Genomic DNA, 26,380 nt, shown 5'->3' on the forward strand with positions numbered 1-26,380 from the left:
CCGGTAGATTTTTTTCGTTCCATAGGCGTTGGGTGAAAGCAACGCTTTGAAAACAGTAGTTTTTGCGGCAGAGTATGCTTTTGCAAGATTTCGAATTAAGCAATTTTCAAAGGATTTTCACTGGAACGGAAGCTTCCTCGTTCGCGACCGTCTATCCTACGTCTCCGATGAGTCCGTCAGTCACAGACGATCAATTCGTCGAGGCCTTTTCCCCCTAAAACAGTGGGGTAGACCATTTCCTGCTCGTCAACGGCCACCTCCACCATCACCATGCCCGAATGGTCGAAGGCTTCCTTCAAGGTCGATTCGACGGCATCTTGGCGGGAGATATGGTAGTATTGAACGCCGTAGGCCTCGGCGAGCGATGAAAACTGCGGGTTGAAGGTCATCTTGACGCCGGAGTAACGCTTGCCACAGTAGAAGTGTTGCAGTTGCCGGACCATGCCTAAGGCGTGGTTATTAAAGAGGATGATCTTCAAGGGGAGGTTTTCCTGCCGGGCCGTCCCCAGCTCCTGCATCTGCATCTGGAAGGAACCGTCACCGGTAAAGAGGATGACCATGTCATCAGGCCGGGCCATCTGTACACCGTTGGCGGCCGGGAGTCCGTACCCCATGGTGCCTAAACCGGCCGAGGTGATGAAGCTTCCCGGACGGTTAAACTTGTAGAAGAGCGCCGTCCAGATCTGGTGTTGGCCCACATCGGTCGCCACCCAGGCTTTATCGCGGGTGAGATTGCCGACGGTTTCGATCACCTGTTGGGCCGTCAGTTGATCCGCCCTGTATTTGAGGGGACGGTTCTGCTTCCAAGCGGCGATCTGGTCCATCCATTCGGTTTGCTCCATCGGCGGGGTCAGCTTCAGAAACTCCTTCAGGACGATGCGGGCGTCGCCGACGATAGGCACATCGATATCGGCGTTTTTCCCGATTTCAGCGGGGTCGATATCGACATGAACGATCTTGGCATCTCGGGCAAACTTGGCAACGTCTCCCGTGGCTCGGTCGCCAAAACGGACGCCGATGCCGATGAGCAGGTCTGCCTTGGAGATAGCCAGATTGGCGTACGGGGTGCCATGCATGCCCATGAGCCCTAAGGACAGGCGGTGCGTCTCCGCAAAGGCGCCGATCCCCATGAGGGTCGTCGCCACAGGGATGTTCGCCCGCGTGGCCAGTTCGAAAAGCTCTGCCGACGCCTGGGCATGGATGATGCCGCCGCCGATCATCAGAACGGGCCGTTTGGCCGCCTCGATCAGCTTGACGGCGTTTTTAATCTGGGACGGATGGCCTTTGACGTTCGGCCGGTATCCCTTGATGTCGACGACAGGTTTTTCATCGGCATCGGGGCAGAGGCATTGCGCCTGGAGCACATCTTTGGGGATATCGATCAGGACGGGACCAGGCCGACCTGTCGAGGCGATGTGAAAAGCTTCCTGCACTACCCGGGGAATTTCGGCGGGATCCTTGACCAGATAATTGTGCTTGGTAATCGGTAAGGTGATGCCAGTGATATCGACTTCCTGGAACGCATCGGTGCCGACCATGGAAGTAGGAACCTGCCCGGTGATGGCGATCATCGGAATGGAATCCATGTACGCGTTCGCGATTCCGGTCACGAGGTTGGTCGCTCCCGGTCCTGAGGTAGCCAGGCAAACGCCCGGTTTGCCCGCAGCCCGGGCGTAGCCGTTGGCCGCGTGGGCCGCCCCTTGTTCACAGCGTACAAGGATGTGCCGGATCGGCGAGTCCAGTAGGGCATCATATATCGGCAGCACTGAACCGCCGGGGTAGCCGAAAATCATCTCGACCCCATTGGCCTCTAAACATTTCAGCAGCGCCTGGGCTCCGTTCAAATCGTTCCACTCCCTTCTGTATCGCCGGACAAGAAAAGCCCCTTTTCGGGGCCTTCTTGCCGTAGTTCAGGCCAGATTATTTCTTATCTTTCAACCAGGGCATCATGGCCCGGAGCTTTTTACCGACGATTTCGATCTCATGGGTTTCGTCGGCTTGAGCCAGGGCGTTGAACTTCGGCCGGTTGACTTGGTTTTCCAAGAGCCATTCTTTGGCGAAGGTGCCGTTTTGGATTTCGGTGAGGACTTTTTTCATTTCTTTTTTGGTTTCGTCGGTGACGATGCGAGGTCCGATGATCATGTCGCCCCACTGCGCCGTGTCGGAGATGGAGTAGCGCATCCGGGCGATGCCGCCTTCGTACATGAGGTCGACGATCAGTTTCAGTTCATGGAGGCACTCGAAGTACGCCATTTCGGGAGCATAACCGGCTTCGACGAGGGTTTCAAAACCGGCTTTGACGAGGGCGGAAGCACCGCCGCAGAGAACAGCCTGTTCGCCAAAGAGGTCTGTTTCAGTCTCTTCACGGAAGTTCGTTTCGATGACGCCAGCGCGGGTGCCGCCGGTGCCTTTGGCATAAGCGAGAGCGTAGTCTTTGGCGCGGCCGGTCGCATCTTGGTGGACAGCGATCAGTGTGGGAACGCCAGCGCCCATGGTGTACATGCGGCGGACCATATGGCCGGGGCTTTTCGGGGCGACCATGAAGACGTCTACGTTTTTCGGCGGCTGGATTTGGCCGAAGTGGATGTTGAAGCCGTGGGAGAAGCAGAGGGCTTTGCCTTCGGTCAGGTGCGGGGCGATTTCTTTGCGGTAGACTTCGCCTTGCCGTTCGTCAGGGATGAGGATCTGGATGATGTCCGCTTTGGCAGCAGCTTCGGAGACAGGATAGACTTCAAAACCGTATGCTTTCGCTTCGTCCCAACGGGCAGAGCCGGGGCGAAGGCCGATGATGACGTTGACTCCGGAATCTTTCAGGTTTTGGGCTTGGGCATGGCCTTGGCTGCCGTAACCGATGACAGCAATTGTTTTTCCATCTAATAACGAGAGATCGGCGTCGGCATCATAATACATTTTCATTGTTGGGGTTCCTCCATTCAAACGTTTAAACATATATTTGCTAGCTGCTTACTTGCTTCCCCGGACCATGGAGATCCGCCCGGTGCGGGCGAATTCGCGGATACCGAAGGGGCGCAGGGTGGTCAGCATGGCTTCGATTTTTTTCTGGTCTCCCGTCGCTTGGATCATGACGGAGTTGCGGCTGAGATCGACGATACTGGCCCGGAAGATCTCGCAGATCTGCATGATCTCACCACGGGTCGAAGCGTCGGCAGCGACGCGGACCAGGATCAGTTCCCGGTGGACCGATTCTTCTTGGGTGATGTCGGAGATCTTGATGACTTCAATCAATTTGTGGAGTTGTTTGGTCACCTGCTCGATGATCTTCTCGTCACCGTCGACGACGATGGTCATCCGGGATACTTGCGGGTTTTCCGTCTCCCCCACGACGAGGCTCTCGATGTTGTACCCCCGGCGGGCAAATAAGCCGGCCACGCGCGTCAAAATCCCCGGTTTGTTTTCCACTATGACGGACAGGGTGTGCCGCATCGATTCCGCCTCCTTGTTATGTTCTTGCTATATAAGGTAATCATGGTTCGATGGGTACTCTGTAACTTTGTCTCTTCTTTTCTGCTTTTATCCTCGTCGTTGGAACTTTTCGTTGGAACTTTTATCTTTAATGAGTTTTGTCTTCGATAAGTTACGTCTTCGGTAAGTTTTTCCTTCGACGAGTTTTTCTTTGGCGAGTTTGGGTGCCTATGCCCGGCCTGTTTACCCAGCGTAGGCACCCCGGCTCGACCAAATGCTTGATCTTTAGATTTAGCGCATCCGCGCGCCGGTGGAGGCGGAAAGGACGTTCTGGGCGTAGCGCTTCATGTATCCTTTGGTCAGGCGCGGCTCTGGCGGCTGCCAGTTTTTCCGGCGTTCGGCCAGTGTCGCTTCATCTACTTCTACGTTCAGCTTGCCTTCTGGGATGTTGATGGAGATGATATCGCCTTCTTCCACAAAGGCGATGGGACCACCATCAGCCGCTTCGGGCGAAACGTGTCCGATCGATGCGCCCCGGGTGGCACCGGAGAAACGACCGTCCGTGATGAGAGCCACGTCTTTGTCGAGGCCCATCCCGCAGATGGTCGACGTGGGGGAAAGCATTTCCCGCATACCTGGGCCGCCGCGAGGACCTTCGTAGCGGATGATGACGACGTCACCTTTTTGGATCTTGCCGCCGGTGATGGCTGCATAAGCCTCTTCCTCGGAATTGAACACGCGAGCCGGGCCTTGGTGGACGTACATCTCCGGAGCGACAGCCGCTTTTTTGACGACGGCACCATCAGGAGCGAGGTTCCCCCGCAGGACAGCTAAGCCGCCGGTCTGGCTGTAGGCATTATCGACGGGCCGAATGACATCGGGCCGCAGGTTGGCACGATTGGAGACGTTTTCAGCCACCGTTTTTCCGGTGACTGTGGGCAGGTTACCATCGATAAGGCCTTGCTGGAGCAGGATGTTCATCACGGCGGGGATACCGCCGGCTTCATCGAGATCTTCAATATGGTGCTCGCCAGCCGGAGCCAGCTTGCACAGGTGAGGTGTACCTTTGCTGATTTCGTTGACGATGTCCAGGTTCAGTTCCACACCGGCTTCGTAGGCGATGGCCGGCAGGTGCAGCAAGGTGTTGGTGGAACAGCCGAGGGCCATGTCGACGGTGATGGCGTTGCGAAAAGTCTGTTCGGTCATGAGATCGAGGGGACAGATGTCTTTTTCCAAAATCTCCATGATCTTCATGCCTGTCTGTTTGGCCAAGCGGATCCGGGAGGAATAGACAGCAGGAATCGTTCCGTTGCCCGGCAAAGCCATGCCGAGCACTTCTGTCAGGCAGTTCATCGAGTTCGCCGTAAACATGCCCGAGCAAGATCCGCAGGTGGGGCAAGCGTTTTCTTCCAGTTCGTCCAGTTCTTCCGAGGTCATCTTGCCGATGTTGTACTGGCCGACGCCCTCGAAGACACTGTTCAGGTTGACCTTTTTCCCTTGGAAACGGCCGGCCAGCATGGGGCCGCCGCTGATGAAGATGGAAGGAATGTTCAATCGGGCCGCTGCCATGAGCATGCCCGGTACTACTTTGTCGCAGTTAGGGATGAAGACGAGCGCGTCAAAACCGTGCGCCGTGGCCATGATCTCCACCGAGTCGGCGATGATCTCCCGGGATGCCAGGGAGTATTTCATGCCGATGTGGTTCATGGCGATGCCGTCGCATACGGCGATGGCCGGAAAGGCCAGAGGCGTTCCGCCAGCTAAGCGCACACCCGCTTTGACCGCTTCGGCGATGGTATCCAAGTGGATATGACCCGGGACGACGTCATTTTTGGCGTTCACGATCCCGATGAGCGGGCGATTCATCTCCTCTTCCGTCAGGCCCGAGGCGCGAAATAGAGAACGGTGCGGCGCTTTTTCCACACCGCATTTCACGGAATGGCTGCGGGTGTTTTTGCTATCCAATTGGCTCCCCCCTAGGTTTTGTTTGTTCTGTGCGTTGTTCTGATGATTGAGGTAAGGATATAAAAAAACCTCCCGCCCAGACAGGTCCAAAATCCTGTCAGGGACGAGAGGTATTTCCCGCGGTACCACCCTGATTGTCGTACCATCAAAGTAGATGGCCGACCTCTTGTCCAGCGATGCTATCGCCGGAAGCTTGATAACGGACGCTTACGCCCTGAGGCGCTCCATCCGGCACCACCTACTACGCCGCGCCCCCAGGCCCGACAGTTCGGATAGCGACTTCGGGGAGAGACAACACTGTCGTTTTAGTACCGGTTTTCAGCTGCCCCGGCTCTCTGGAAACTAAGGGACGTTCAGTGCCATAGTACCCCATCATCGTCTTTGCGTAGTATGTTATTAAAAAATAGTATAGTCATGGCTGCTCCCGGTGTCAATAACCTCTGGCAGTAAAAACTTTGTAAAGCTTTTCACGGTTTCCAGTTGAAAAATTCACAATCTTGTGCTAGTATAAAGGTGAGCAACACCCCTACAGTAAATTGACTCCGGTTCACCAAATCGCTAGGGTTTCGGAAACAGGTTTTCCAGTCCATGGCAGGTGTTTACCAGTCTCACGGTGGGTCCTCAGGTTAACCGAATCGGTCCTGAACGGTGGTATCCCCGTAAATCCCATCGGACACAGTTAGGGTCTAGGTCGCTCAAGGGGTTTCAGTCTCTGGTTGATTCTCTAGGTTAGGGGTTCTCTTTCCTCAAGCCGGTGCCTATCAGGATCAGTCCTTCAGGTTCTTCGGTAGTTTGGTTCATACCCGGTTCGGTTTTAGGTTCCAACTTTGGTTCGGTCCATCGGGTTAGGATCCAGGTTATACCCCTAGGTTTAGGTTCAGTCCCTATCTGGTCAAGGTTCAAGTTCTTTCTCGGGTACGGTTTCTTTCCGACTCAGTTCTCGGTTTTTCTCTCGGTTCGGTTCCCGTTAGGTTGGGTTCCCCTTTAGTTCAGGGTTTTCCTTCGTTGGGTTCCGGTGTTCCTACTCGTTCGTACCCTTGTTGTCCGGTATCCAGTCTTCCCCCTGGGTAGGTATTCGTCTTGGCCCCTGTTCTATCCTTGGTCGGTTAGCTCAGTTGGTTCCTTGAACGATTCAGGTCCAGGTTGTTTGGTGAGATTCTATCCCTGGTTAGGTTCTTTCCTAGGTCTCGGGTAACTGGGTCGATTCCGCATCGGTAATTCGGTCGGTTCTTTCCTAGGTCAGTTCTTAGGCAGTTTGGTTATATCTGGTTCGGTTCCATCGTAGATTGGCTTTGACAAGGTTAGTATTTTCGTCTATCACTTAGTGGTGTCGCGTTGTTAAGGTAAGAGGTAGTCTTGATGCTCTTAGGAACGGTTACACTGTAGGGGTAGTTGCTTCAAAGGAGAAGGCGCAAGCCTTCTTCTTTTATTTTTTCTATGGATATTTGCACCCCCTGCGGTAAATCAATAGGACTGAGCACAGTTTCGAGAAAGGAGATTCTGATCGTTTTGAAAAAGTATGTCTGTGTTCCCTGCGGCTATGTCTATGACCCGGAAAAGGGCGATCCTGATTCGGGCATAGAGCCTGGCACCCCCTTTGAATCGATCCCTGATGATTGGGTCTGCCCCGTCTGCGGTGTCGGTAAAGATCAGTTTGAACCTATGGATTAACTTAAGATCGAAAAAGAGGCCCCCATGTGTGGCCTCTTTTTCTTTCTATATCTTAGAGAAAGTGCTATTTTTTCACTCTCACTCCCGCTATAATGATAATGAAAAAGAATGGTTCGGAGGTGAGCTCGGTGCATGACATGATCATAGTAGGCAGCGGTCCCTGCGGCCTCGCTTGTGCCATCGAAGCGAAGATCCATGGTTTGGACTTCGTCGTTTTGGAAAAAGGCTCCATTGTCGAATCTGTCGTAGGTTACCCCACATATATGATCTTAAGCAGCACCACCGATATGCTGGAGGTTGGCGGTTTACCCTTCGTCGTCCAAGGTTGTCGACCGACCCGTCAAGAAGCCGTTCGGTATTATTTGAGAGCCGCCCAGCACTTTGCTATTCCCATTAAAACTTATCGGCAGGTTACCGACATTCAGCGTACAGACACGGGCTTTATGGTACACGCGAAAAATGTCTTTACCGGTGAAGTCCGGATATATTTTTCGAAACGAGTCATCGTAGCGACCGGTTGCTACAACACCCCTAACCTGCTTGACATACCCGGGGAAGATCTACCCCATGTGAGCCATTACTTCAAAGAGGCCTTTCCCTATTCAGGCCGCAAAGCGGTAGTCGTCGGCGGGGGCAATTCTGCTGCGGAGACCGCCTTAGACCTCTATCGCCATGGTGCCGATGTCACCTTAGTCCATCGGTGCGATCAACTCGATGGAAACGTGAAGCCCTGGATCGGCGCCGATATCCTCTCCCGCATTCTCAAAGAAGACATCCCCACTTTCTTCAACAGTCATTTGGAATCTATCCAACCTCGCTCAGTAACGATACGGCGAGACGGCGACCGATATGAGGTAGAAGCGGACTTCGTCTTTTTGATGACGGGCTACCGGCCGAACACGAAATTGCTCGTCGATACCGGTGTCGCTCTCGATGAATACGGCTTCCCTACTCATAACCCGCTGACGATGGAGACAAACGTTCCCGGTCTCTATGTGGCTGGCGCCATTTCAGAGGGCTGGCGTGTGACCCAAGCGAATATCGAAAAAGGCCGTTTTCATGGCAAACGGATCATCCAATCTTTTGACGAAGTGTAATCAGACGGATCGTGGTCTTCATGTCCTGCTGTTCCCTGACAGACTTGCTCGTCATCATCATGAGGGGGCTTTCCTACCGTGCCTACGTCGACTCCTATCCCCAATCCCGGCGATGTAATACCTCATTTTCAACCGATCCTTACGATGGATACTCAGCGGATCTTCGCCTATGAAGTGCTGGGGCGTTGGCTGACGCCTGAAGGGACTCGCAGTCTGGGCCCTTTTTTCCACGATCCGTCTGTAAGCACGGAAGACCATATTCGCATCGATCGCGTCATTCGCCAGAAGGCAATTGCCGCCCTGGCGAAAGCGCCAAAAGATACGCGCCTCTTTCTCAATCTGAAACCAAGCTGGATCTATTCGTTTCGCGACCGCCCGGAGCAGCTTCCGACCTTGAAGTTTTTGCGGGAGCATAACGTCGATCCGTCGAGAGTCACTGTAGAAATCACCGAAGATAGTTTTAACGATGATATCGAAGATCTGGCCCGGGTCACTCAGACCTACCGGGAAGCGGGCTGTCAAATCGCGATCGACGATGTGGGCAGTGGTTTCATCAATTTTGACCGTATCGCCTATATTAAACCGAACATCCTCAAACTCGACCTGGAACTGGTCAAGAAATGCACTCGCGAAGAGTTCTTTAAGGAAGTCCTGGCTTCGTTCGCCAATACAGCCGAGAAAATCGGTGCTTTTTTGCTCTTTGAAGGCATCGAGACGGAAGAAGAGGTGCAAATCGCCCTCTCTTTAGGGGCCCGCTACCTGCAGGGGTACTTCTTTGCGAAGCCGCACGATGAGTTTCTAAGTCCTTACGTGTTTCATCACTGCCTGAGCTACCAGATCCGGCAGTTTGTCGATCACGCTCTATGGGAGACCCATTCGGACCAGCGCGCTTCCGATGCGCTGCGCAGCTCCTTGCTGGAGTGTTTACCCCGTTGGCCCGAAGGCACGGCTCCACGCTGGCGAAAGGCCGACGAGTTTATCAGCCGTTTTCTCGACTTACTCCCCGGACTTGTCTCTCGCGTCTATCTTTGCGACGAGCGAGGTTATCAATGCTCATCGAACTTCACTCGCCGTCGGGGCGAGTGGATCACCGAAGAGGAGTTTCGCGGTCGGAACTGGGCCTGGCGGCCTTACTTTCTCAACAACATCGTGAAAGCCACCTATAAGGAAACAGGCAAACTGTCCAGTACCTACACCGACGCCCATAGCGGTTGCAAGATGCGCACCTACATATATCCCGCTGGAGACGAATTATTTTTATGCCTGGATCTCTGCGTCGATTAAATTCTCATTATTCAATTATCATCATTCGAATCATAGCTTTGGTAAAACGGACAGGCCGGAAAGCGTAGTGCTTCCCGGCCTGTTTTTTTGAAGTCAGTTGACAAATTTCAGTCCTTCCGGAATCGGATCAGAGGGCAGCTGTTTCGGCTCTCCCGTTCCAGGTAATCCTTCAAAAGAAGGAATTTTATTCTCCCCCTTGCTGGGTGTCACTACCGCAGGAACCGTGGCTGTGGAAGCTGATGCTCCCCCAGAGGCGGTTTTGTCGGGGTATTTGCGGATAATCAACACTTCGACCCGCCGGTTATTCGCCCGCCCCTCGGGGGTATCGTTCGTGTCTTTTGGATGGTACTCACCGTAACCGACGGCAGTGAACTTAGCCGGATCCAATTTACCCTGGTTTAGAACGCGCTTCATCACATTTAAGGCTCGTTTGGCACTCAGATCCCAGTTGGAAGGAAACTCCGCCGTATTGATGGGCAGATTGTCCGTATGACCGGCGATGCGCACATCATTGCCTTTCAACCCGCTCAGAAGTTCCGCTAATACATCCAGCGTCGGAAGTGCTTCCGGCCGCAAGTTAGCCTTACCGGAATCAAAGAGAGCTGCGTCCCGAAAAGAGATCTGCAATCCTTCTTGAGCCAAACCGGTCTCGATCTGGTTTTGCAGACCCTTATCTTGGATGTATTTGTCCATCTGGGCTTTCATTTCTTGAAAGTTCCGCGCTTCTCGGAGCGATTCCATAACGGCCATTTCCGGCGGTTGGTCACTCGCTCCCTCCGTGGGCATGGGACTGGAATTCATCATGAGGCCCGAGCCGCCTTTGAAGACCGTTTCCATCGCTTTTTTTAAGGCTTCGAATCGTTTCGTATCTACCTGACTGACGGCAAACATAACGATAAACAACGCCAAAAGCAACGTTAAAATGTCAGCATAAGGAATCAACCAGGACTCATCCACATGTTCCTCATGGTGCTGTTTTTTCTTGCTCATCCGCGAGCGCCTTCCTTGTCTAGTTCTTGACGTTCTGTCTGAGTTAGATGAATCATCATCTTTTCACGGATTTGAATCGGGCTGCTACCAACTTGAATGGATAAAATCCCTTCGAGCATCATGGTTTTTAACTTCACTTCTTCTTGGGACTTCCGCTTTAGTTTCGTGGCAAAGGGGTGCCAAAGTACATAACCAGAGAAGATACCAAATAAGGTGGCCACAAAGGCAGCCGCGATCATGTGGCCGAGCTTTTCTACGTCATTTAGGTTCCCCAATGCGCCGATTAGACCGATAACCGCACCCAAAACCCCTAGTGTAGGCGCATATGAACCGGCAGAGGTAAAGATTAAAGCACCCACCCGATGCCGTTCTTCCATGGCAGCAATCTCCGCCTCAAGCAGTTCCCGAACAAACTCTTCTCCCTGACCGTCTACGATCAAGCGAATTCCGTTTTTAAGGAAAGGTTCGTCGAGTTTTTCAATGGCCGCTTCCAGCGAGAGCAGACCTTCCCGCCGTGCCTGCTGAGCCATTTCCGTCATCTGATTAATAATGACTTTCGGATCAGTCAATTTTTGTTCCTTAAAGATAATTCCAAAGAGGGTCGGTAGTTTTTTAATTTCTTTCATCGGAAATGAGTTTAACAGAGAAGCCATCGTTCCTACGAAGATAATCAAGATGGCCGCCGGGTTAATCAAGACGCTTAAACTGGCACCTTTCGCGATCATCCCGCCGATAATCGCGACTACAGCGAGAACTAGCCCGAGAATAACGGCTGTATCCATGCTTTGCACCTCATTTTTCACAATTCAGAATTCTATATTTTTCCTTCACAAGGAAGCTCATTTGTAACCCGCTAAAAGCTATTCGACATCGACGAATTCGTTACCTTCCGCCAAAAGTCTCATTTCTCAAAAAGATTTCATGAAGTATAGGTAAAAAATAAGCCCCCGGCCTTTCGAATCTTCGAATTGCTTCGGGGGCTTGTGAATTGAATTCCCTAATATGTACTGGCTCCCTTTGTCTACCGTTTGTGACTGCGGCGCCAGATGCCCATCTTTTCGGCATTTTTGATCAGCTCTTCCCGGAAATCGGGATGGGCGATGCCGATCAAGCCTTCCGCCCGCTGCCAGGCCGATTGGCCTTTGCAGTTGAACATGCCGTACTCGGTCACGACGTACATGGTGTTGGAACGGGTGTCGGTGATGATCCCCCCTGGGGTAATCGTCGGCAGAATGCGCGATTTGGGGTTACCCTGCTTATCCTTGTATGTCGATGACAGGCAGATGAAGCTGCGGCCCCCTTTGGAGAGATAGCCGGCGATGACGAAGTCCAACTGACCCCCTTGACCGCTGATGTGGCGGACACCGGCCGATTCCGCACAGACCTGCCCGAAGAGATCAATCTCGACGGCGTTGTTGATGGTGACGAGGTTGTCAATCTTGGCGGCCACTTCGGCGGAGTTCGTGTAATCGACGGGATAGCTGGCGCAGAAGGGGTTGTCGTCGAGAAAATCGTATAGTTTTTTGCTGCCTAAGGCGAAGGTATAGGCCATCCGGCCGTTGTCGATGTTTTTGCGGCGTCCGTTCATCCGTCCGGCCATGAACATATCGACGAAGCTATCAGCGAGCATTTCCGTATGACCGCCGAGATCTTTGAGGTCAGACTCGGCGATCATAGCACCGAGGGCGTTCGGCATGCCGCCGATACCGAGTTGGACACAGTCGCCGTCATGCATTTCCTTCATGATCAATTGGGCAATGGCGCGGTCGACCTCACTGGGCGGTGCTGAAGGTAGCTCCGGCAGAGGCAGGTTATCTCCTTCGATGATGCAATCGACCTGGTCGATGTGGATGCCGTGGGCATAGCCGCCGTGGACGCGAGGCATCTTTTCGTTGACTTCCACGACGATCTTTTTGGCCCGTGCGACAGCGCCGTAATGATGGCTGTTGCTGACACCAAAGTTGAAGAAGCCGAACTTGTCCATCGGAGCCACCTGGGCTACGAAGATGTCGGTCCGTTGATTTTCCAGTACATAGCGGGGTAATTCGGAGAATTTGATCGGGTTATAGAAGGCGGCACCCATGCCAGCATACTTGCGATCAAGGCCTGTGAAGTGCCAAGAGTTCCAGGTGAAGTGCTCCCCAGTCGGATCCGATTCGAAGGCCTTCGAGGGGTGTACGGAAACGCCGACTCGAATATTTACATCGAACAATTCCTCTTTTCGTTCCGCCATGGCGGTGTCAAAGGCTCGCGGGGCCGTTGCACAAAAGCCGTATTCAATCCAGTCCCCCGATTTGACTAACTGTGCCGCTTGTTGTGGCGAAACGAGTTTCGAACGATAGATGTCTTGCAGGCTCATTCTGTTAAGCTACCCCCTGTAGTTTTTCTTGCTCCTATAAGGAGGATTGAACGAATGTATAGACTATTTGGATTATACTGAAATTTTTGTTGCCAGTAAATACCCCAAATGGTAAGGTTCTTTGGAATTTGCAGGATATTACGAAAAAAGCCGCTCCCTTCGGAAGCGGTCTTACGGTACTGCGTAGTTAAATTTTTAACGGGCTAAACTTCTCTGCCGTTCACTTTTTCGTAACTCGTTCACAAACTTGGTTCCAATTCATCCATTCAATTTAAGTAAGGAGTTCGGTAAAGGATAAGCATTCAAACAATTATTTGCGAATTCACTCTTAGTCGAGGTTCTTACGGAACCGCTTGGCCGCAAGGAAAAAGAGGACCAATGAAAAGGTCGCTAGGACGAGTGTTTCTTTCCAGAGGTACTCCAGTCCGATCCCTTTTAAAAATATCCCCCGGACGATGACTAAGAAATAGGTCAAGGGAACGATACCACCCAATCCCTTCAGAAAGAGAGGCATCGTTTCGCGGGGAAAGATAAAGCCAGAAAGCAGAATAGACGGAAGAATCAACAAGATGGTCATTTGCATAGCTTGCAACTGGGTTCGAGAGATCGTAGAAATGAGCAAGCCGATGGCGAGAACGGTCGTCACAAACAGCATCGATAATAAGATGAGCAGCAGGAGGCTTCCTTTCGGCGGAACGCCGAACCAAAGGATGCCGACGCTCAGGATGAGCATCAGCGAAACGAAGGCGATGATCACAAAGGGTACGAGTTTACCAAGCATCAGCTCAGTGGGCCGTACCGGCGTCACGACCAATTGCTCCAAGGTGCCCCGCTCCTTCTCCCGAACCAGCGAAAAAGCGGTGAGCATGGCAATGACGTTTTGGATGATCAATCCGATCAGTGCAGGGATGTTAAAGACGAGCGATTTCATATCGGGGTTATACCAAACTCGAGTCTCCACCTGTACCGGCAGAACCGGCGTCGCTCCCCCCTGCTGGGCGAGCCGGTCCGCTTGCACCTCCCAGCCGGTATTGAAGCCAACGGTCTGTACCGCTGACATGGCAGCCCGGGCGGCCGTCGGATCGGAACCATCGACGAGAACCTGCACGGTCGTGTTGCCGCTGCCTTGCACCTGTTTGCCATAGTCGGGAGGGATGATGACGGCGACTCGGGCCGATGATCCGTCTAGATAGCGTCTGATCTCATCATATCCCCGGACGTAAAAATCGGGGTCGAGATAGGTGGAGTTTCGCAGGGAACTGATCACTTCACGGCTGTCCTGGCTCATGGACTGGTCCCAGACGACCGTCGGCATGTGGTCTACATCGGTATTGACGGCGTATCCGAAGAGCAAAAGCATGATCACAGGCATCCCGACGGCCATGATGACGCTCGGTTTATCCCGGGCGATTTGGCGAAACTCCTTGACCAAGATGGCCAAAAAACGGGACCAGTTAAACCTCTTCACCCTTCTCCCCCTTACCGGTTTCCCTTGTTGCGCGGATCGTCGACGGCTTCCCGTTCGACATAATAGATAAAGAGATCATCCAGATTCGCTTTGTTTTCCTTTGCCTTCATCTCCGCTGGTGTACCAAAGGCGATCAGCCGGCCATAGAAAACGAATCCCAGGTAATCACAGGTGTCCGCTTCATCCATGTAGTGGGTGCTGACGAGGATCGTCATGCCTTCTTGGGCTAACTTATGGATGATCTGCCAAAAGACCCGCCGGGACACTGGGTCGACACCGGCCGTCGGTTCGTCGAGGACGAGCAGCTTCGGTTCGTGGAGCAAGGCACAGGCCAGGGCGACTCGCTGTTTCCAACCGCCTGACAAGGATTGGACGAGTTGGGGCAATCGTTCGTTCAGACCGATCCGTTCGATGACTTGCTGCTTGCGCTCAGCAGCAAAGGTGCCCGTGAGGTTATAGATGCCTGCATAAAAGTCGATGTTCTCGCGAACGGTCAGATCCTCGTAGAGGCTGAATTTCTGGGACATATAGCCGATATGTTGCTTGATCTCCTCGGGCTGTGTTTTCACATCAAAGCCGAGAACAGTGGCATGGCCCTCTGTCGGCATCAACACGCCACAGAGCAAGCGGATCGTCGTCGTTTTTCCGGCACCGTTCGGCCCGACAAAACCCATGATCGCTCCGGTAGGCAGTTGAAAGGTCACACCTTCCACAGCCGTATAGTTTCCAAACCGTTTGACCAAGCCTCGGCAATCGATGGCCAGTTCGGTTTTTTCCATTCCCTTGCCTCCTTTCGGCGAGGGTAGTATTGCTTACGTGTAAGTTCCAGAGTCCTGCAGTTCTGCAGTCGTACAGTTCTGCAAAGCCGCTGAATCGTATCTAGTCGGATAGTCGGTTCAGTTCGTGCTTTCAAAAGCTACGTCTGCCGGCATCCCCGGCTTTAACACATCCAGCCCATCTTTCAGTTGTGTCTTGACGCCGAAGACAAGGGCCGTGCGCTCTTCCTTGGTCTGCACGTTTTTCGGAGTAAACTCGGCCTTGTCATTGACTTGAGTGACTTGTCCGTTAAAGACCTGTTCCGGATAGGCATCGACACTGACCAGAGCCGATTTCCCAAGGGCCATGTTGCGCAGTTCCGCCTCGGGGATATAGACTTTCACCCAAAGCGCCTGTTCATCGAGGAGCGTGACGAGGCGCGATGCCGTGTTGACGACTTGACCGAGTTCCACATGTTTATAAAGCACTCGACCTTTCACCGGGCTTTTGATGACGGTTTTGTCCAGATTGACTTGGGCCAAGCGTACTTTTTCCCGGAGACTGTCTACGACCGCCTTCTGAGCTTGAATAGTCGGTTCCGTATATCCGGCTACGGCTTGATCCAGATTCGCTTGGGCGGCAGCTAACTGGGCACGAACCGACTCGTACTGGGCTTTGCTGCCTTCCCATTGAGCCTGGCTGCTCTCCAGTTGGGCTCGCAAGGTCTCTACCTTATTCTGCTCATTTTCCAGTTCACGGCTGCTCAAGGCACCCGCATCGTGGAGGGTTTGGCTGTCTTTGAGTATCTTTTCCTCATGACGCAAGTTCTCCTCATCTCGGGCTACGAGCGCCTTCACCTGCGCCGACGAAGCGGCCATCTGATCGGTTGTCGCTTGATACTGATCCACATTGGCCCGGTAGCGCCGAATTTCCTCAGCACGACTGCCGTTGAGCAGGTCTAAGAGCTTCGACTCTGCCTGTTTGAGCTCATTTTCCGCGACGGAGAGGTTCAGTTGCGCCGTCTGCGGTTCCATGATAGCGATCACATCGCCTGCGTTTACCTCTTGTCCTTCCTGAACAGGAAGCTCGACAATGCGTCCAGCTATCTCCGGCTGAACCGGGATCATGGTGCCCTCAATCGTCCCGGAATAAAGTGTCTTGGTTGGTTTAAAGATTCCGGCCATGATCGACGTGCCGCCGTGCTTAGAGGCGTACAGGCCGGTTCCCAACAGCGATGCAGCAACAATAAGGACCACGCCGCCTATGACAAGACCCTTGCCAGGCTTCATCGGTAGATCCCCCTCCCCCTTGTTCTCCTCGAACCTGAACGGTATTTCCCTGACCTTTTATTGGCTTTTTTCCTCGCAATTTTCCGTTTCTGTCTGCTATTTCTCCATCGCCGCTCCGTTCAAAAAGAGATCGATGATCTTCAGGATCTCTTCTCGGTTGTCTTTTCCCGCTTCTCGTTTCGTCAGCATCACCCGGGAAAGCATGTAGACCACCACCATGCCGAAAAAAGAGCGAACTAAAACCCACGCCGGGAGGTCTTGGCGGATCTCCCCTTTTTGCTGCCGCTGTTCTATCAGTCGGATGAGTTGTTCCTGGCTTTTATAGGCCACTTCACCGATGATCACTTCCCGCAGTTCCGGATGGTATTGGGCTTCCGTCAAGATCAAACGAAGCAGGGCTTGGTTATCCGTGAGAAACTCCTGTCGTTCGAGAGCGATCATGAGCAACACTTCCCGCAAGGGAAGGTTTTCGTTTTTTACGATCATCTGAGTCAAGGAGTTCACACTCTTGGGTCCCATCGTGTTTCGGATCAGCGGTACCAGCATAGCCAGCAGGATGTCCTTTTTCGTCTTAAAGTGGCGGAAAATCGTCCCCTCGGAGACGCCGGCTTGACGGGCGATCTCACTCGTCGTCGCTGCACTGAATCCTTTTTCTGTAAAGACTGCTAGGGCAGCGTCGAGGATGTTCCATTGTTTGTCCGTGAGTTGCAGATCGGAAGGTTCTTGGAGACCTGTTGAAATCGGTTGATCTGATAAGCTTCGATCATCCATCGAGTTCCCTCCTGTAGTTCAAGTTATTGCTCATGCTTTGAATGCCTTTACTTCTAAAAAGTGAGTGATTACTTACATTGTGAGCTGACGGCCAAGTCCTGTCAATAGCCTAGTTCCAATAATATTTCTAGGGGAATCTGGACAAAACTCTTGGAGCGGGCTAAGGTAACATTGAGGTGATTGCGTATGGACTCGCTGACGATGAAGGAAGTACAGGCCCGGGTCGATGAATATATTTCTCAATTCGAAGAAGGTTATTTTGATCCGCCCACGCTCGTCATCCGTCTTTGTGAAGAGTTAGGGGAACTGGCTCGGGAAGTCTCCCACCAATTTGGCCCGAAAAAGAAAAAGCCCGGCGAAGCCGATGGGGATATGGAACTGGAGATCGGCGATATCCTCTTTATCTTGGTCTGTCTCTGCAACTCCCGGGGCTATGATCTAGCCGATATTTTCCGTCGGACGATGGAAAAGTACGAAGTCCGGGACAAGGACCGGTGGACGCGAAAAAAAAATTAAACCCATCCTTCGATTGATGGGTTTATCTTTGTAATGGGCATTTTGTTGGGCTGAATGCTGAAGCTATAGCTTAATTCTGAAGTTATAGATGAAGGATAAGGTTCTGATCATTTTATTGGTATGGTCAAAGGAATGTCGCGGTTCCGTTATGAGATCGACTGTACAATTACCTCACCGGTAAACAAGTCGATACGGCGGATGTTGTTGTATTGGGGATGGACCGAATGTTCCCGGATGACGATGGCGCTTCCTTCGACGGTAAAAGCCATCTGGTTCTTCCGGCGCGTCAGCCCGGCCGAGAGACCGTCGACGAGTTGGAGCAAGCGCAGCATGGGCAACAGCCGAAAAGGGAAAGTGTCCGGAAGCTCTTGCTCCCGGTGATGGTGGTACCGAATCAGTTCCACTACGTCTGGGGGTTGCCGATAATAATGGGCAGCAAATTCGGCACTTCGTTCGGCATGCTTTCGTCCATCTTCAAAGAACTGGGCCGGTGCGACTACGTCTCCGATTTTGGCTTTCGGCTGGACTTTGCCTAAATCGTGAAAAAGGATGGCCTGAACCAGTGTATCTTTTTCGATGCCGATCTGTTCGGTAATGCCTTGTTTATGTAAATCGGCAAGCACTTTCAGCGCGTTGATGACATGGCGATAGGAACCGTCTTCGATGATGTCTGTAATCGTTATCGTCCTTGTAGCGGCGTCATAGACATCGACATATTCCGGTGTCGTCTTGAGCTTCAGGGTCACTTTCGAGTTCGGCAGCGTAAGCGAGAAGGCTTCCTCCAGTTCTTGGTTGGCCCGGATGAGGCTTTCTTTCAGTTGTTTACTGGCTGTCACGTCTTGAATCGTCGCCAATACGCCTCGGACCTGTCCCTCTTTAACGACCGGAACAAAGTTCACCTGCAGATTTTTCCCCGACAAGGTTCGCCGTTCCACACCAAACCGAGGCACTCCTGTTTCAAGCACTTGTTTCCAAGGGCTTGACTGAGCATACTCCGCAGGAGTTGGGTTGAAGACCAGACCGACAGTCTCCTCGATCAACGTCCCCTGCACGGCTGCTACACTTTCGAGCCCCAAGATGCGTACCGCCGCCTCGTTGATAATATTGAGCCGTCGACGACAATCGATGAGCAGCAGTCCCTCGTGCATCGATTTGATGATTACCTCAAAAAGATCCTCTTTGCCTAAACATCCTTCTCCGGTGTTGTGCCGCGAGGCGGGAACAACCGGGTTGCCGGAATTGCCAGGAGCGTCCGGACTGATCGGATCGACGGGATCCATCGCACATTCTTTGGATGACACGAATATACTCATGGTTGATCGCCTACCTCCACCGAACAATAAGGTTCATAGGGTCCTTATTCGGCAAAAGCAGGCGAATTCCTATCCCCCGGTTTATACGATTTTAGATCTCCTTCCGAATGTCGAGACATAATGGCGGGGGTTATCAGCAATAGTCAACTGGAAAATTTTCCAGTTGACTCGCTTTTGCCTTTGTGGTACACTGATTCTCGTCCCAAGGGATCGGTCTTCAAACCAACAAAATACGCCGTTGTAGCTCAGTTGGTAGAGCAATTGATTCGTAATCAATAGGTCGCCGGTTCGAGTCCGGCCATCGGCTCCAGTGAAATTAAGGCTTGCGAGAAATCGTGAGCCTTTAATTTTTTATCTTTGACGGCGATTTGACGGAGGAATTTCAAAGTCTCTTTTTGACGGCAGACTCTGACGGCGGACGTAGAAAAAGCGCCTTATTCGGCGCTTTTTTTCTGCCATTCGCATATGCGATCGTAAATCTTTCCTCTACAATTAAAGCTCAACTTAATCAAATTGAGAGCGGACGGTCTGGTGATTCACTCAAAACGGGTTTGGCCGTTGTCAACGCTGACCTTCAGTGTGGTTGTGGTGATATCGATGGTATCGACCTCTGGGTAGGTTTGGTCATAGTGTTCTGCACATTCGAACATATAAACGCCCCCTTTGCGAACATTATAGCGCAAAGGAGGCAAATTAGAACATACGTTTTAATCAATGCATTAGCTCAGGCATTGATTAAATTTTCAATGGTATCACTTAACCCGGACACCTATTTTGCAAGTCCTACCACCGTACGTGATAGTGATTTTTGCCGTTTTACCTCTTTTTGCGTCTGATGAAACGGTAATCAAGCCATTTTGATCCACTGTAACTACTTCAGGGTCGCTTGAGACATAAGTACTAGTCGATGTCACATCAGAAGACGAGTGGTTGCTTAGTTTCGCCGTCACTTTAAGCTTTTTTGTAGCACCAGCTGAAAGGGAAATACTGGTTGGCTTAGCTTTCAGTTCTTCTACTGTAGGTATGGCCAGTTGGGCAAGTAATTTCCCTTCCGCCTCTTTAATTAAGTCATTTCGATTGGTGTTTATCATCAATACGATGGATAAATCTTTATCTGGAGAATACGCAATCTCAGTTAAGTAACCAGGAACATTGCCGCTGTGACCGAGTAATTTCCCAATTGGCGTCGATTTGTAGCAACCGATCCCTAATCCATATTGAACACCCGTTCCGAGAATGCTGCTGGCATCTACATAGGTCATCATCTTTTTTCGCTCGATATCGTTTAGCAGTTTTCCTGTGCCAAGCGCTTTAGCCCAAGTTGCAAGATCACCCATATTGGAAACAAGCGCGCCGGCAGCCCAGGCGGAAGAAGGACTGATTGAAGTAATATCTTCGACTTGACCATCCATGTTTATATCCATGTATCCGTGGGCATAAGTCCCCTCAAGATTTTCCTCAGTAGCCAAATAGGTTTTCTTAAGTTTTAGAGGTTTGATAATCCGGTTCTTGATGGAAGTATCGAGGGGCATCCCGTCGACTTTTTCCACGATTAGGCCGAGGATTATGTAATTTGTATTGCTGTAATAAAATTGCCCTTTAGGTAGGGATGTCTTTTGGGTTGCAAATGCAACGAGTTCCTGTGGTTTCCAGTCCCTTTTCATATCAAGGGCGAGCATCCCAAGGAACTGTGGGTCTGTAGCATAGTCATTAAGTCCACTAGTATGGTTTAGTAACTGATGAAGGGTTACGTTTTGACCGTCCGGAATCAATCCAGGAAGATATTTTTCTACGGAATCTTCGATATTTAATTTACCTTCCTGTTCAAGTTGGAGAACTGTCGTCGCAACAAAGGTTTTGGTTACACTTCCCACCCTAAATTGCATCATGGCGTCCATGCTATCATTGGAGGAAGTATCAGCCAACCCACTAACAGTAACAACGGGTTTCTCTCCGTGTTTTTGAACCAGCATCATCGCTCCCGGCGAACCTTTTGTAACCACGTCGTCGAGAATCTGTTGGTAAGGTGAAGATTGCACAACTTGGGTCTGCGCAGATACAGAAGCTGCGGTGGCAAATTGAATAGGGAAAATCGAGGTAGCTACCGATAGAATTACGGGAATAACAAATATTTTACTTCTTACCAGCCGAGTAAATGGAGCTTCCTTCAAAATATCCTCCATCCCTTCAATCCATTTATTTGCTTTTCACCCATCATTATGGGGGATATAGCAGCGAACCTGCAATCCCTATTCTTAATGAGAAGTTATAAAGACAAAAGCCCCGACATCCACAACAGGAGATCGGGGCTTTAACTTTACACAAAATCAGGCGCTCTCGGTTGAGTTTGCTTGTCGGTGAAAGATTAGCTGGTTTAGGCGTGACTTCCCCGACTATTGGAGACAGGGTTGATTCGATCGGAGGAAGTTCTTTCTTTACCGGTTGAGGCGTTGTTTTTGGCGAAATTGTCCAGATGCCCTGACCGATGAAGATTACAGCAGGTAAAAATCAAAAAAGCGCCAGACTCGGCGCTCTCTATAAGCTGTTTTTACATTTTTCTCTTATGCTAATGCTCTGGGTTCAGTGGTATACCAAAAATTCTCGCCATGGCGTCGGCCAACTTCTTTTCTATAGCTGCATTGTTTATCAATATGATTTCTTTAACGATTTCCTTAACCTCTCCGGCAGATAATAGTTTGTCGTCGTCGATGCCTTTTTCCAGGAAGAGCTGCTCCACTTGCGCATAGTTTATCCCTATCATCTCTAACCTCCCTTTCAATAGCAATTATAGCAATAATAGGTACGAGTTAGACATTCTTTTGTTTGTAAAGTTTCTACTATCTTTTCGTATATAGGCTTAAGCCGTGGCAAAAAAAGCCACCCTTCTAAGTGGAGCTTCAAAAGTGTTGTTTCCCTGTCGAGTACCCTTACATTTTCTCCGACGATCATCATCATCAACATTCTGCAGGCCGATGCGCTCTAAAGGCGGTGTGAAGTATTTTTCCAATCTCAATAGGAAAACTTCATCCATATATCTAAATAGTCTCCATTAATCCCATCTGATGGATGCTGATTATCTGGCGAGGATGCTTCTTCATTAGGGATCAATGCAATCGATATACATGGGGAGGTTACTATGGTGAAATCGGGCTTGTTGAAAAATTTCAATAGCAACAAATTGACGACAGAAGCCGCAATAAGCTGCTGCCTGTTGCTGTTCACATTGACCGGATGCAGTGCTACTCATCAGTCGCAGCCTATAAAGACGGTTTCTATAGAAAATCCATCAACCTCTCAAGATAGTTCCCCTTCGGCTACATCAAACCTGGCCTTACAAGAGGAACTTGAAGATTATAAAAAGTTTAACGAAGTGGCTCTGAAAATAATGACCGAGGAACAACTCGTCTCTGTTGCAGAAAAACTCTGTCATTATACTATGACCGTTAATGATACTCCCATCCCCAGCGACGGAGTGTTGGAGATACATGATTTAAAGATTCGACTTGTCCTATCACAGCGGACTCAAATGTCTTCGACGCTCCCCGCCAAGTATGAGCAAATGGGTCCTCTGAAAGGATTACAGGAAAACGGCGACTATCACGATCACCTGAAAATCCTATCCGATGTTCCTTTTGATATGCAGGCTTCCAGCGGAACCACCGTTTCTGGCTATCATTACATATTTGAATCTCTTCAACCTGGTTCGACGATTGTTGTAGAAGTGACACCTGAGCTTCAACGGCGTCTCGGTTTAGAAACGTCGAAAATTCAAATCCGTATTACGGTGTAAATCAGCTTGTCCACAGTGTTGATGGAAAGGAGAATGAATTGAAGAGATATATCTTAGGATTCATCGTAGTTTCATTCTTAATGACAGGCTGTTCCCAAAACAAAATCGATTTACCTGTCACTCTAAACATCCCACACTTCAACACTCAGAAAGTCAATTTCGAAGTCGGTGAGCAATCCAAAATGGTTACTATCTCGGAAAGTTTGACTACGAAGTTACATAACGTCCTGTTTCCTGTCAATTTGAGGATCGATTTTACAGCCTCTCCACCTTTATATATTAACGCAAAGGGCGAGGAACTCGGTGAGTGCTACTTAGGCGGAGAAGGATATATTAACTTGCCAAATCATAGTTTAATAAAAGATACCGAAGATATTACCACACCACTTGGTAGAGGAAAACTATTCCTTTTGGAACGCTCTTATTCTGCTGCATCTGAAGACGACACCGTATGGTACGAGATCTATATCATTGTTCCGATTAAGGATACTAAATACTCATATTGCACCTGGTTAAAAGTAGAGAAGAGCGTTGAAGACACGAAAAATACCTTAATCCAAATCATTAACCAGTTATAGATTCTAACCAGCTATGGTTTATGGTTACCGAAACCCCGTATACGATAATCGAAAAAAACTGTCCCCCGTGAAGGGCTTGCAGAATTGCATTGAGTTGGTCTTGAGTTACGGTACCATTAGTCACCAACTGGTTCAAGGAATTTTGTGGTGGTTGGGGCAGGGCTGTTGAAATCAGATCGGATTGTGCTTGGCTTATCGTTCCGGCAGTCACTAACGAGGAAAGAATATCTTTGATATGGGTCCCCATCATCCGAGGACCCTGTTCTTTCCCTTGGCTCTGATGCCGTCCCCACATAGACGGTTGAGCATTGGTGGCATCGGCTGCGAAGGCGATTCCTCGTTTCGACGCATTCGTCGGCAGAGAGCCCTCGCAACCGGACGAAAAATAGTATTGGGGGGGATAAGAAAAAGGTAGCAGGTGTTACCCCACTACCTTTACACTTGAATGCGTGATTAGATCTCTTCTTCCAATGAAGCTATCTCATGAATGATTTTAGTCCACGTTTCTTCATTGAACTCCCCTTCAGGAAAATTAAACGTGAGGTGATCATACCTCATTGCATACCCACTCAGAAGATTCTTCCCTGCTGAAATGGTGTGGGAATAGTGATCGTTCTCTATGTACAGATTCACCCACTGTCTTTCTTCTATTATCTCATACTCATGCTTCATACCTGCGATAACAGGTGTATTGGCTCGTAATTGTTCCAACCGCTCTTTAATTTGTTCAATTTTCATTTTGTTTATCTCCTTATTATATTTGGTTACGTAGTTTTGAACGCCTATCCAAGGACAGGGCTAAAAAAGCAATCCTAAGCCATTCAGGATTCCCGCCTACAGGTTTTTATACCTATGTATAGAATATATCGAGGAACTAGTCAATTTCCATTTTAAAAATAACTTTTTATATTGTTGAAATGGAAACAAAAATGATTATAATATTGTTAATGCACCAGCGGGCGGGAGGACAGGCCATGAACAAAGAAGAACAGCTCATAATGGGTTTCAGGGACTTATATAACAAGATGGTTTGGCTTAATAAGTCTAAGATGGAAGACAGTCTTAAGGGTTATAAGTCTTCTGAAGTACATTGCATCGAATACATTGGAAAAAATGTAGATTCCAACGTAACAAAACTTGCGGAATCCTTTTATATGACTAGCGGTGCCATAAGTAAAATAGCTAAGAAGCTCATAGAAAAAGGCATTATCGAAAGCTACCAGAAGCCGGATAACAAGAAAGAAATCTATTTTAGGCTTACTGAGCAAGGGAAAGTAATTTATAAAATCCATGACGAACTGCACAAAGAGTTTCAAGAACGGGATAAAGCTGTATTTGAGCAGATAACCGAGGAACAATTTGACAGTATGCTTAGCTTTGTGGAAAAGTATAGTAGGCATTTGGATGCAGAAATAAAGAAACTGGCTGTAGATATTAAGCCAGAATAAATTTGTATCATGAAAATGAAACCACAGGCAGCCCAACTCCATTGAGAACGGGCTGCATTTTTATTGCGATAATTTTGTTGACAAGGAAACAAAATTATCATACGATAAATATGCTTCCAAGGAAACAAAATCGCAGCTTGTAAAGGGAGAATTTAAATGTTCGAATTCAGATCAAACCATGAACAGAACACAGAACCAACCGTAGATAAAAAGGCTTTACTCTTCGGTCTTATGTCTGTGTTTCTTTGCGGAATCGGCTTCAGTATCATAGCACCTGTCGTCCCATTCTTAGTGCAGCCTTATATAAGCAATCCGGGAGATCAAGCTATTGTTGTTACGCTGCTGACCTCTGTTTACGCAGTCTGCGTGTTTTTTGCGTCCCCCGTACTTGGAGCTTTAAGCGACAGATATGGCCGTCGTCCATTGCTCTTAGTATGCCTTTTGGGTTCTGCAATCGGGTACTTCGTTTTTGGCATCGGAGGAGCTCTATGGGTATTATTTGCTGGGCGCATAATAGAAGGTATAACAGGCGGAAGCATAAGCACTATCTTCGCATATTTTGCAGATATCATTCCTAGAGAGCAGCGAACCAAATACTTTGGATGGATGAGTGCGGTTGTAGGTGTAGGCACCGTCATTGGCCCAGCTCTAGGCGGATTACTTGCCAAATTTGGTTATTCTGTACCCATGTATTTTGGAGCAATCATAACTTTATTGAATGTTGTTTATGGATTCTTTTTTATGCCGGAGAGCCTTGATAAGAATAATAGACTGAAAGAGATTACCTTGGTAAGACTGAATCCATTCACACAGCTTGCAAACGTGCTTTCCATGAACAACTTAAAAATGCTGCTTGTCTCAGCGTTCTTACTTTGGATACCCAACGGATCTTTACAGGCAGTTTTTTCACAATTTACAATGGATACTTTCGGATGGAAGCCTGCATTAATCGGACTTATGTTTTCGATTATAGGCCTCCAAGACATCATTTCACAAGGTTTCATAATGCCTAAGCTTTTGATAAAACGTAGTGATAAACAGATAGCAATTCTAGGCATGGCATCGGAGATTATCGGCTACAGTCTTATTGCAGTATCGGCGTTGTTCTCATTCTATCCTCTTTTTATCGCCGGAATGTTTATATTTGGCTTTGGTGATTCGATTTTCGGGCCTTCATTCAATGGGATGCTCTCCAAATCTGTCGATTCTAGTGAACAAGGACGGATTCAAGGAGGTAGCCAATCGATTCAGGCTTTAGCAAGAATGATTGGACCTATCATTGGAGGTCAAATCTATGTATCACTAGGTCATGCCGCACCCGCCTTTATGGGTATGATCCTTATAGCAGCGGCAATACCAGTTTTGTACAAGAGTACGCATGCAAATGTGTAAACTACCTACTTTATTTAGGCAAGTATCCCTTTATTTTTGATTATTAGAGGGATACGCGCAAATCCGGCACTGACATCTCCACGTTGTGTGGGTTTATTATCCATTAGGTTTAACTCAGCTAGCACATTTTCCCGGGTCACCAATCGCCGTTCTGATACCTTCCCCGCTCTTGGTCTCTTGCCAACGATAGGCATAATATAAGACACCTCACTTTCCGTTTTTTCCAACAGAATAATGAGGTGTCCGAATGACACTAAATATATGCGTTTA

General features: G+C 49.7%; 23 protein-coding genes and 1 tRNA gene. 9 read left to right on the forward strand and 15 right to left on the reverse strand.

Annotation, left to right across the window (positions count from 1 at the left end):
• Positions 1–176: 176 nt before the first annotated feature.
• From ilvB to ilvD, 4 genes are all read right to left on the reverse strand, one after another.
• Positions 177–1,844, reverse strand: coding sequence for a biosynthetic-type acetolactate synthase large subunit (ilvB, locus tag GJ688_RS04920; protein WP_155475430.1), 1,668 nt, complete (start codon positions 1,842–1,844; stop codon positions 177–179).
• A 76-nt stretch (positions 1,845–1,920) separates the two neighbouring features.
• The gene (ilvC, locus tag GJ688_RS04925; protein ID WP_155475431.1) at positions 1,921–2,916 is read right to left on the reverse strand and encodes a ketol-acid reductoisomerase; all 996 of its coding nucleotides are present in this window, start codon (positions 2,914–2,916) and stop codon (positions 1,921–1,923) included.
• Positions 2,917–2,964: 48 nt separating this feature from the next.
• Entirely contained in the window at positions 2,965–3,444 is a 480-nt protein-coding gene (gene ilvN / locus GJ688_RS04930) for an acetolactate synthase small subunit (protein WP_155475432.1), read from the reverse strand.
• 270 nt (positions 3,445–3,714) lie between these two features.
• Entirely contained in the window at positions 3,715–5,388 is a 1,674-nt protein-coding gene (ilvD, locus tag GJ688_RS04935) for a dihydroxy-acid dehydratase (RefSeq protein WP_155475433.1), read from the reverse strand.
• A 1,509-nt stretch (positions 5,389–6,897) separates the two neighbouring features.
• On the opposite strand from ilvD, the gene rd reads away from it, so the two are divergent.
• From rd to GJ688_RS21270, 3 genes are all read left to right on the forward strand, one after another.
• Positions 6,898–7,059 (forward strand): rubredoxin, encoded by a 162-nt coding sequence (gene rd, locus GJ688_RS04940; protein WP_155475483.1) that lies wholly within the window; start codon positions 6,898–6,900, stop codon positions 7,057–7,059.
• 137 nt (positions 7,060–7,196) lie between these two features.
• Positions 7,197–8,156 carry a YpdA family putative bacillithiol disulfide reductase gene (locus GJ688_RS04945; protein WP_235910794.1) on the forward strand — a complete coding sequence of 320 codons (960 nt, stop codon included), beginning with the start codon at positions 7,197–7,199 and terminating at the stop codon, positions 8,154–8,156.
• 78 nt (positions 8,157–8,234) lie between these two features.
• Positions 8,235–9,440, forward strand: coding sequence for an EAL domain-containing protein (locus tag GJ688_RS21270; RefSeq protein ID WP_155475435.1), 1,206 nt, complete (start codon positions 8,235–8,237; stop codon positions 9,438–9,440).
• Between the two features lie 93 nt (positions 9,441–9,533).
• On the opposite strand, the gene GJ688_RS04955 is transcribed toward GJ688_RS21270, so the two are convergent.
• The 7 genes from GJ688_RS04955 to GJ688_RS04985 all read right to left on the reverse strand — a co-directional run bounded on the left by GJ688_RS04955 (position 9,534) and on the right by GJ688_RS04985 (position 17,073).
• A complete protein-coding gene (locus GJ688_RS04955; RefSeq protein ID WP_155475436.1) occupies positions 9,534–10,430 on the reverse strand; it encodes an OmpA family protein in 897 nt (298 codons plus the stop codon).
• The gene (motA, locus tag GJ688_RS04960) at positions 10,427–11,212 is read right to left on the reverse strand and encodes a flagellar motor stator protein MotA (protein ID WP_155475437.1); all 786 of its coding nucleotides are present in this window, start codon (positions 11,210–11,212) and stop codon (positions 10,427–10,429) included. The genes GJ688_RS04955 and motA overlap by 4 nt, the downstream gene beginning before the upstream one ends.
• A gap of 239 nt (positions 11,213–11,451) precedes the next feature.
• Positions 11,452–12,789: an acetyl-CoA hydrolase/transferase C-terminal domain-containing protein gene (locus GJ688_RS04965; RefSeq protein ID WP_155475438.1), complete on the reverse strand. Its 1,338-nt coding sequence runs from the start codon at positions 12,787–12,789 to the stop codon at positions 11,452–11,454.
• A 328-nt stretch (positions 12,790–13,117) separates the two neighbouring features.
• Positions 13,118–14,257 (reverse strand): ABC transporter permease, encoded by a 1,140-nt coding sequence (locus GJ688_RS04970; protein WP_170291675.1) that lies wholly within the window; start codon positions 14,255–14,257, stop codon positions 13,118–13,120.
• Between the two features lie 11 nt (positions 14,258–14,268).
• Positions 14,269–15,036: an ABC transporter ATP-binding protein gene (locus tag GJ688_RS04975; protein WP_155475439.1), complete on the reverse strand. Its 768-nt coding sequence runs from the start codon at positions 15,034–15,036 to the stop codon at positions 14,269–14,271.
• Between the two features lie 117 nt (positions 15,037–15,153).
• Complete coding sequence (locus GJ688_RS04980; protein ID WP_155475440.1) at positions 15,154–16,302, reverse strand: HlyD family secretion protein; 1,149 nt, start codon at positions 16,300–16,302, stop codon at positions 15,154–15,156.
• A 96-nt stretch (positions 16,303–16,398) separates the two neighbouring features.
• On the reverse strand, positions 16,399–17,073 hold the full coding sequence (locus GJ688_RS04985; RefSeq protein ID WP_155475441.1) for a TetR/AcrR family transcriptional regulator: 675 nt from the start codon (positions 17,071–17,073) through the stop codon (positions 16,399–16,401).
• Positions 17,074–17,259: 186 nt separating this feature from the next.
• Here GJ688_RS04985 and GJ688_RS04990 point away from each other — a divergent pair, with 186 nt between their 5' ends.
• Positions 17,260–17,589 carry a nucleotide pyrophosphohydrolase gene (locus GJ688_RS04990; protein ID WP_155475442.1) on the forward strand — a complete coding sequence of 110 codons (330 nt, stop codon included), beginning with the start codon at positions 17,260–17,262 and terminating at the stop codon, positions 17,587–17,589.
• 146 nt (positions 17,590–17,735) lie between these two features.
• On the opposite strand, the gene GJ688_RS04995 is transcribed toward GJ688_RS04990, so the two are convergent.
• Positions 17,736–18,902, reverse strand: coding sequence for an HD domain-containing protein (locus tag GJ688_RS04995; protein ID WP_155475443.1), 1,167 nt, complete (start codon positions 18,900–18,902; stop codon positions 17,736–17,738).
• A gap of 234 nt (positions 18,903–19,136) precedes the next feature.
• Here GJ688_RS04995 and GJ688_RS05000 point away from each other — a divergent pair.
• Positions 19,137–19,212, forward strand: a tRNA-Thr gene (locus GJ688_RS05000).
• Between the two features lie 442 nt (positions 19,213–19,654).
• Here the strand turns inward: GJ688_RS05000 and GJ688_RS05005 are convergent.
• Both GJ688_RS05005 and GJ688_RS05010 read right to left on the reverse strand, forming a co-directional pair.
• Positions 19,655–21,073: a serine hydrolase gene (locus tag GJ688_RS05005; RefSeq protein ID WP_170291676.1), complete on the reverse strand. Its 1,419-nt coding sequence runs from the start codon at positions 21,071–21,073 to the stop codon at positions 19,655–19,657.
• 395 nt (positions 21,074–21,468) lie between these two features.
• Positions 21,469–21,663, reverse strand: coding sequence for a hypothetical protein (locus GJ688_RS05010; RefSeq protein ID WP_155475445.1), 195 nt, complete (start codon positions 21,661–21,663; stop codon positions 21,469–21,471).
• Positions 21,664–22,041: 378 nt separating this feature from the next.
• Here GJ688_RS05010 and GJ688_RS05015 point away from each other — a divergent pair, with 378 nt between their 5' ends.
• Both GJ688_RS05015 and GJ688_RS05020 read left to right on the forward strand, forming a co-directional pair.
• On the forward strand, positions 22,042–22,692 hold the full coding sequence (locus GJ688_RS05015) for a hypothetical protein (RefSeq protein ID WP_155475446.1): 651 nt from the start codon (positions 22,042–22,044) through the stop codon (positions 22,690–22,692).
• Positions 22,693–22,730: 38 nt separating this feature from the next.
• Complete coding sequence (locus tag GJ688_RS05020) at positions 22,731–23,270, forward strand: hypothetical protein (RefSeq protein WP_155475447.1); 540 nt, start codon at positions 22,731–22,733, stop codon at positions 23,268–23,270.
• A 453-nt stretch (positions 23,271–23,723) separates the two neighbouring features.
• Here the strand turns inward: GJ688_RS05020 and GJ688_RS05030 are convergent, their stop codons facing one another.
• Complete coding sequence (locus tag GJ688_RS05030) at positions 23,724–24,008, reverse strand: hypothetical protein (RefSeq protein WP_155475449.1); 285 nt, start codon at positions 24,006–24,008, stop codon at positions 23,724–23,726.
• Positions 24,009–24,244: 236 nt separating this feature from the next.
• Between GJ688_RS05030 and GJ688_RS05035 the strand changes: the two genes are divergently transcribed.
• A complete protein-coding gene (locus tag GJ688_RS05035; protein WP_155475450.1) occupies positions 24,245–24,718 on the forward strand; it encodes a MarR family transcriptional regulator in 474 nt (157 codons plus the stop codon).
• 156 nt (positions 24,719–24,874) lie between these two features.
• Positions 24,875–26,110, forward strand: a complete 1,236-nt coding sequence (locus GJ688_RS05040) for an MFS transporter (RefSeq protein ID WP_155475451.1) — start codon at positions 24,875–24,877, stop codon at positions 26,108–26,110.
• Positions 26,111–26,380: the final 270 nt, after the last annotated feature.

It is taken from the genome of Heliobacterium mobile (genome assembly GCF_009720735.1).
Lineage (GTDB): Bacteria > Bacillota > Desulfitobacteriia > Heliobacteriales > Heliobacteriaceae > Heliobacterium > Heliobacterium mobile.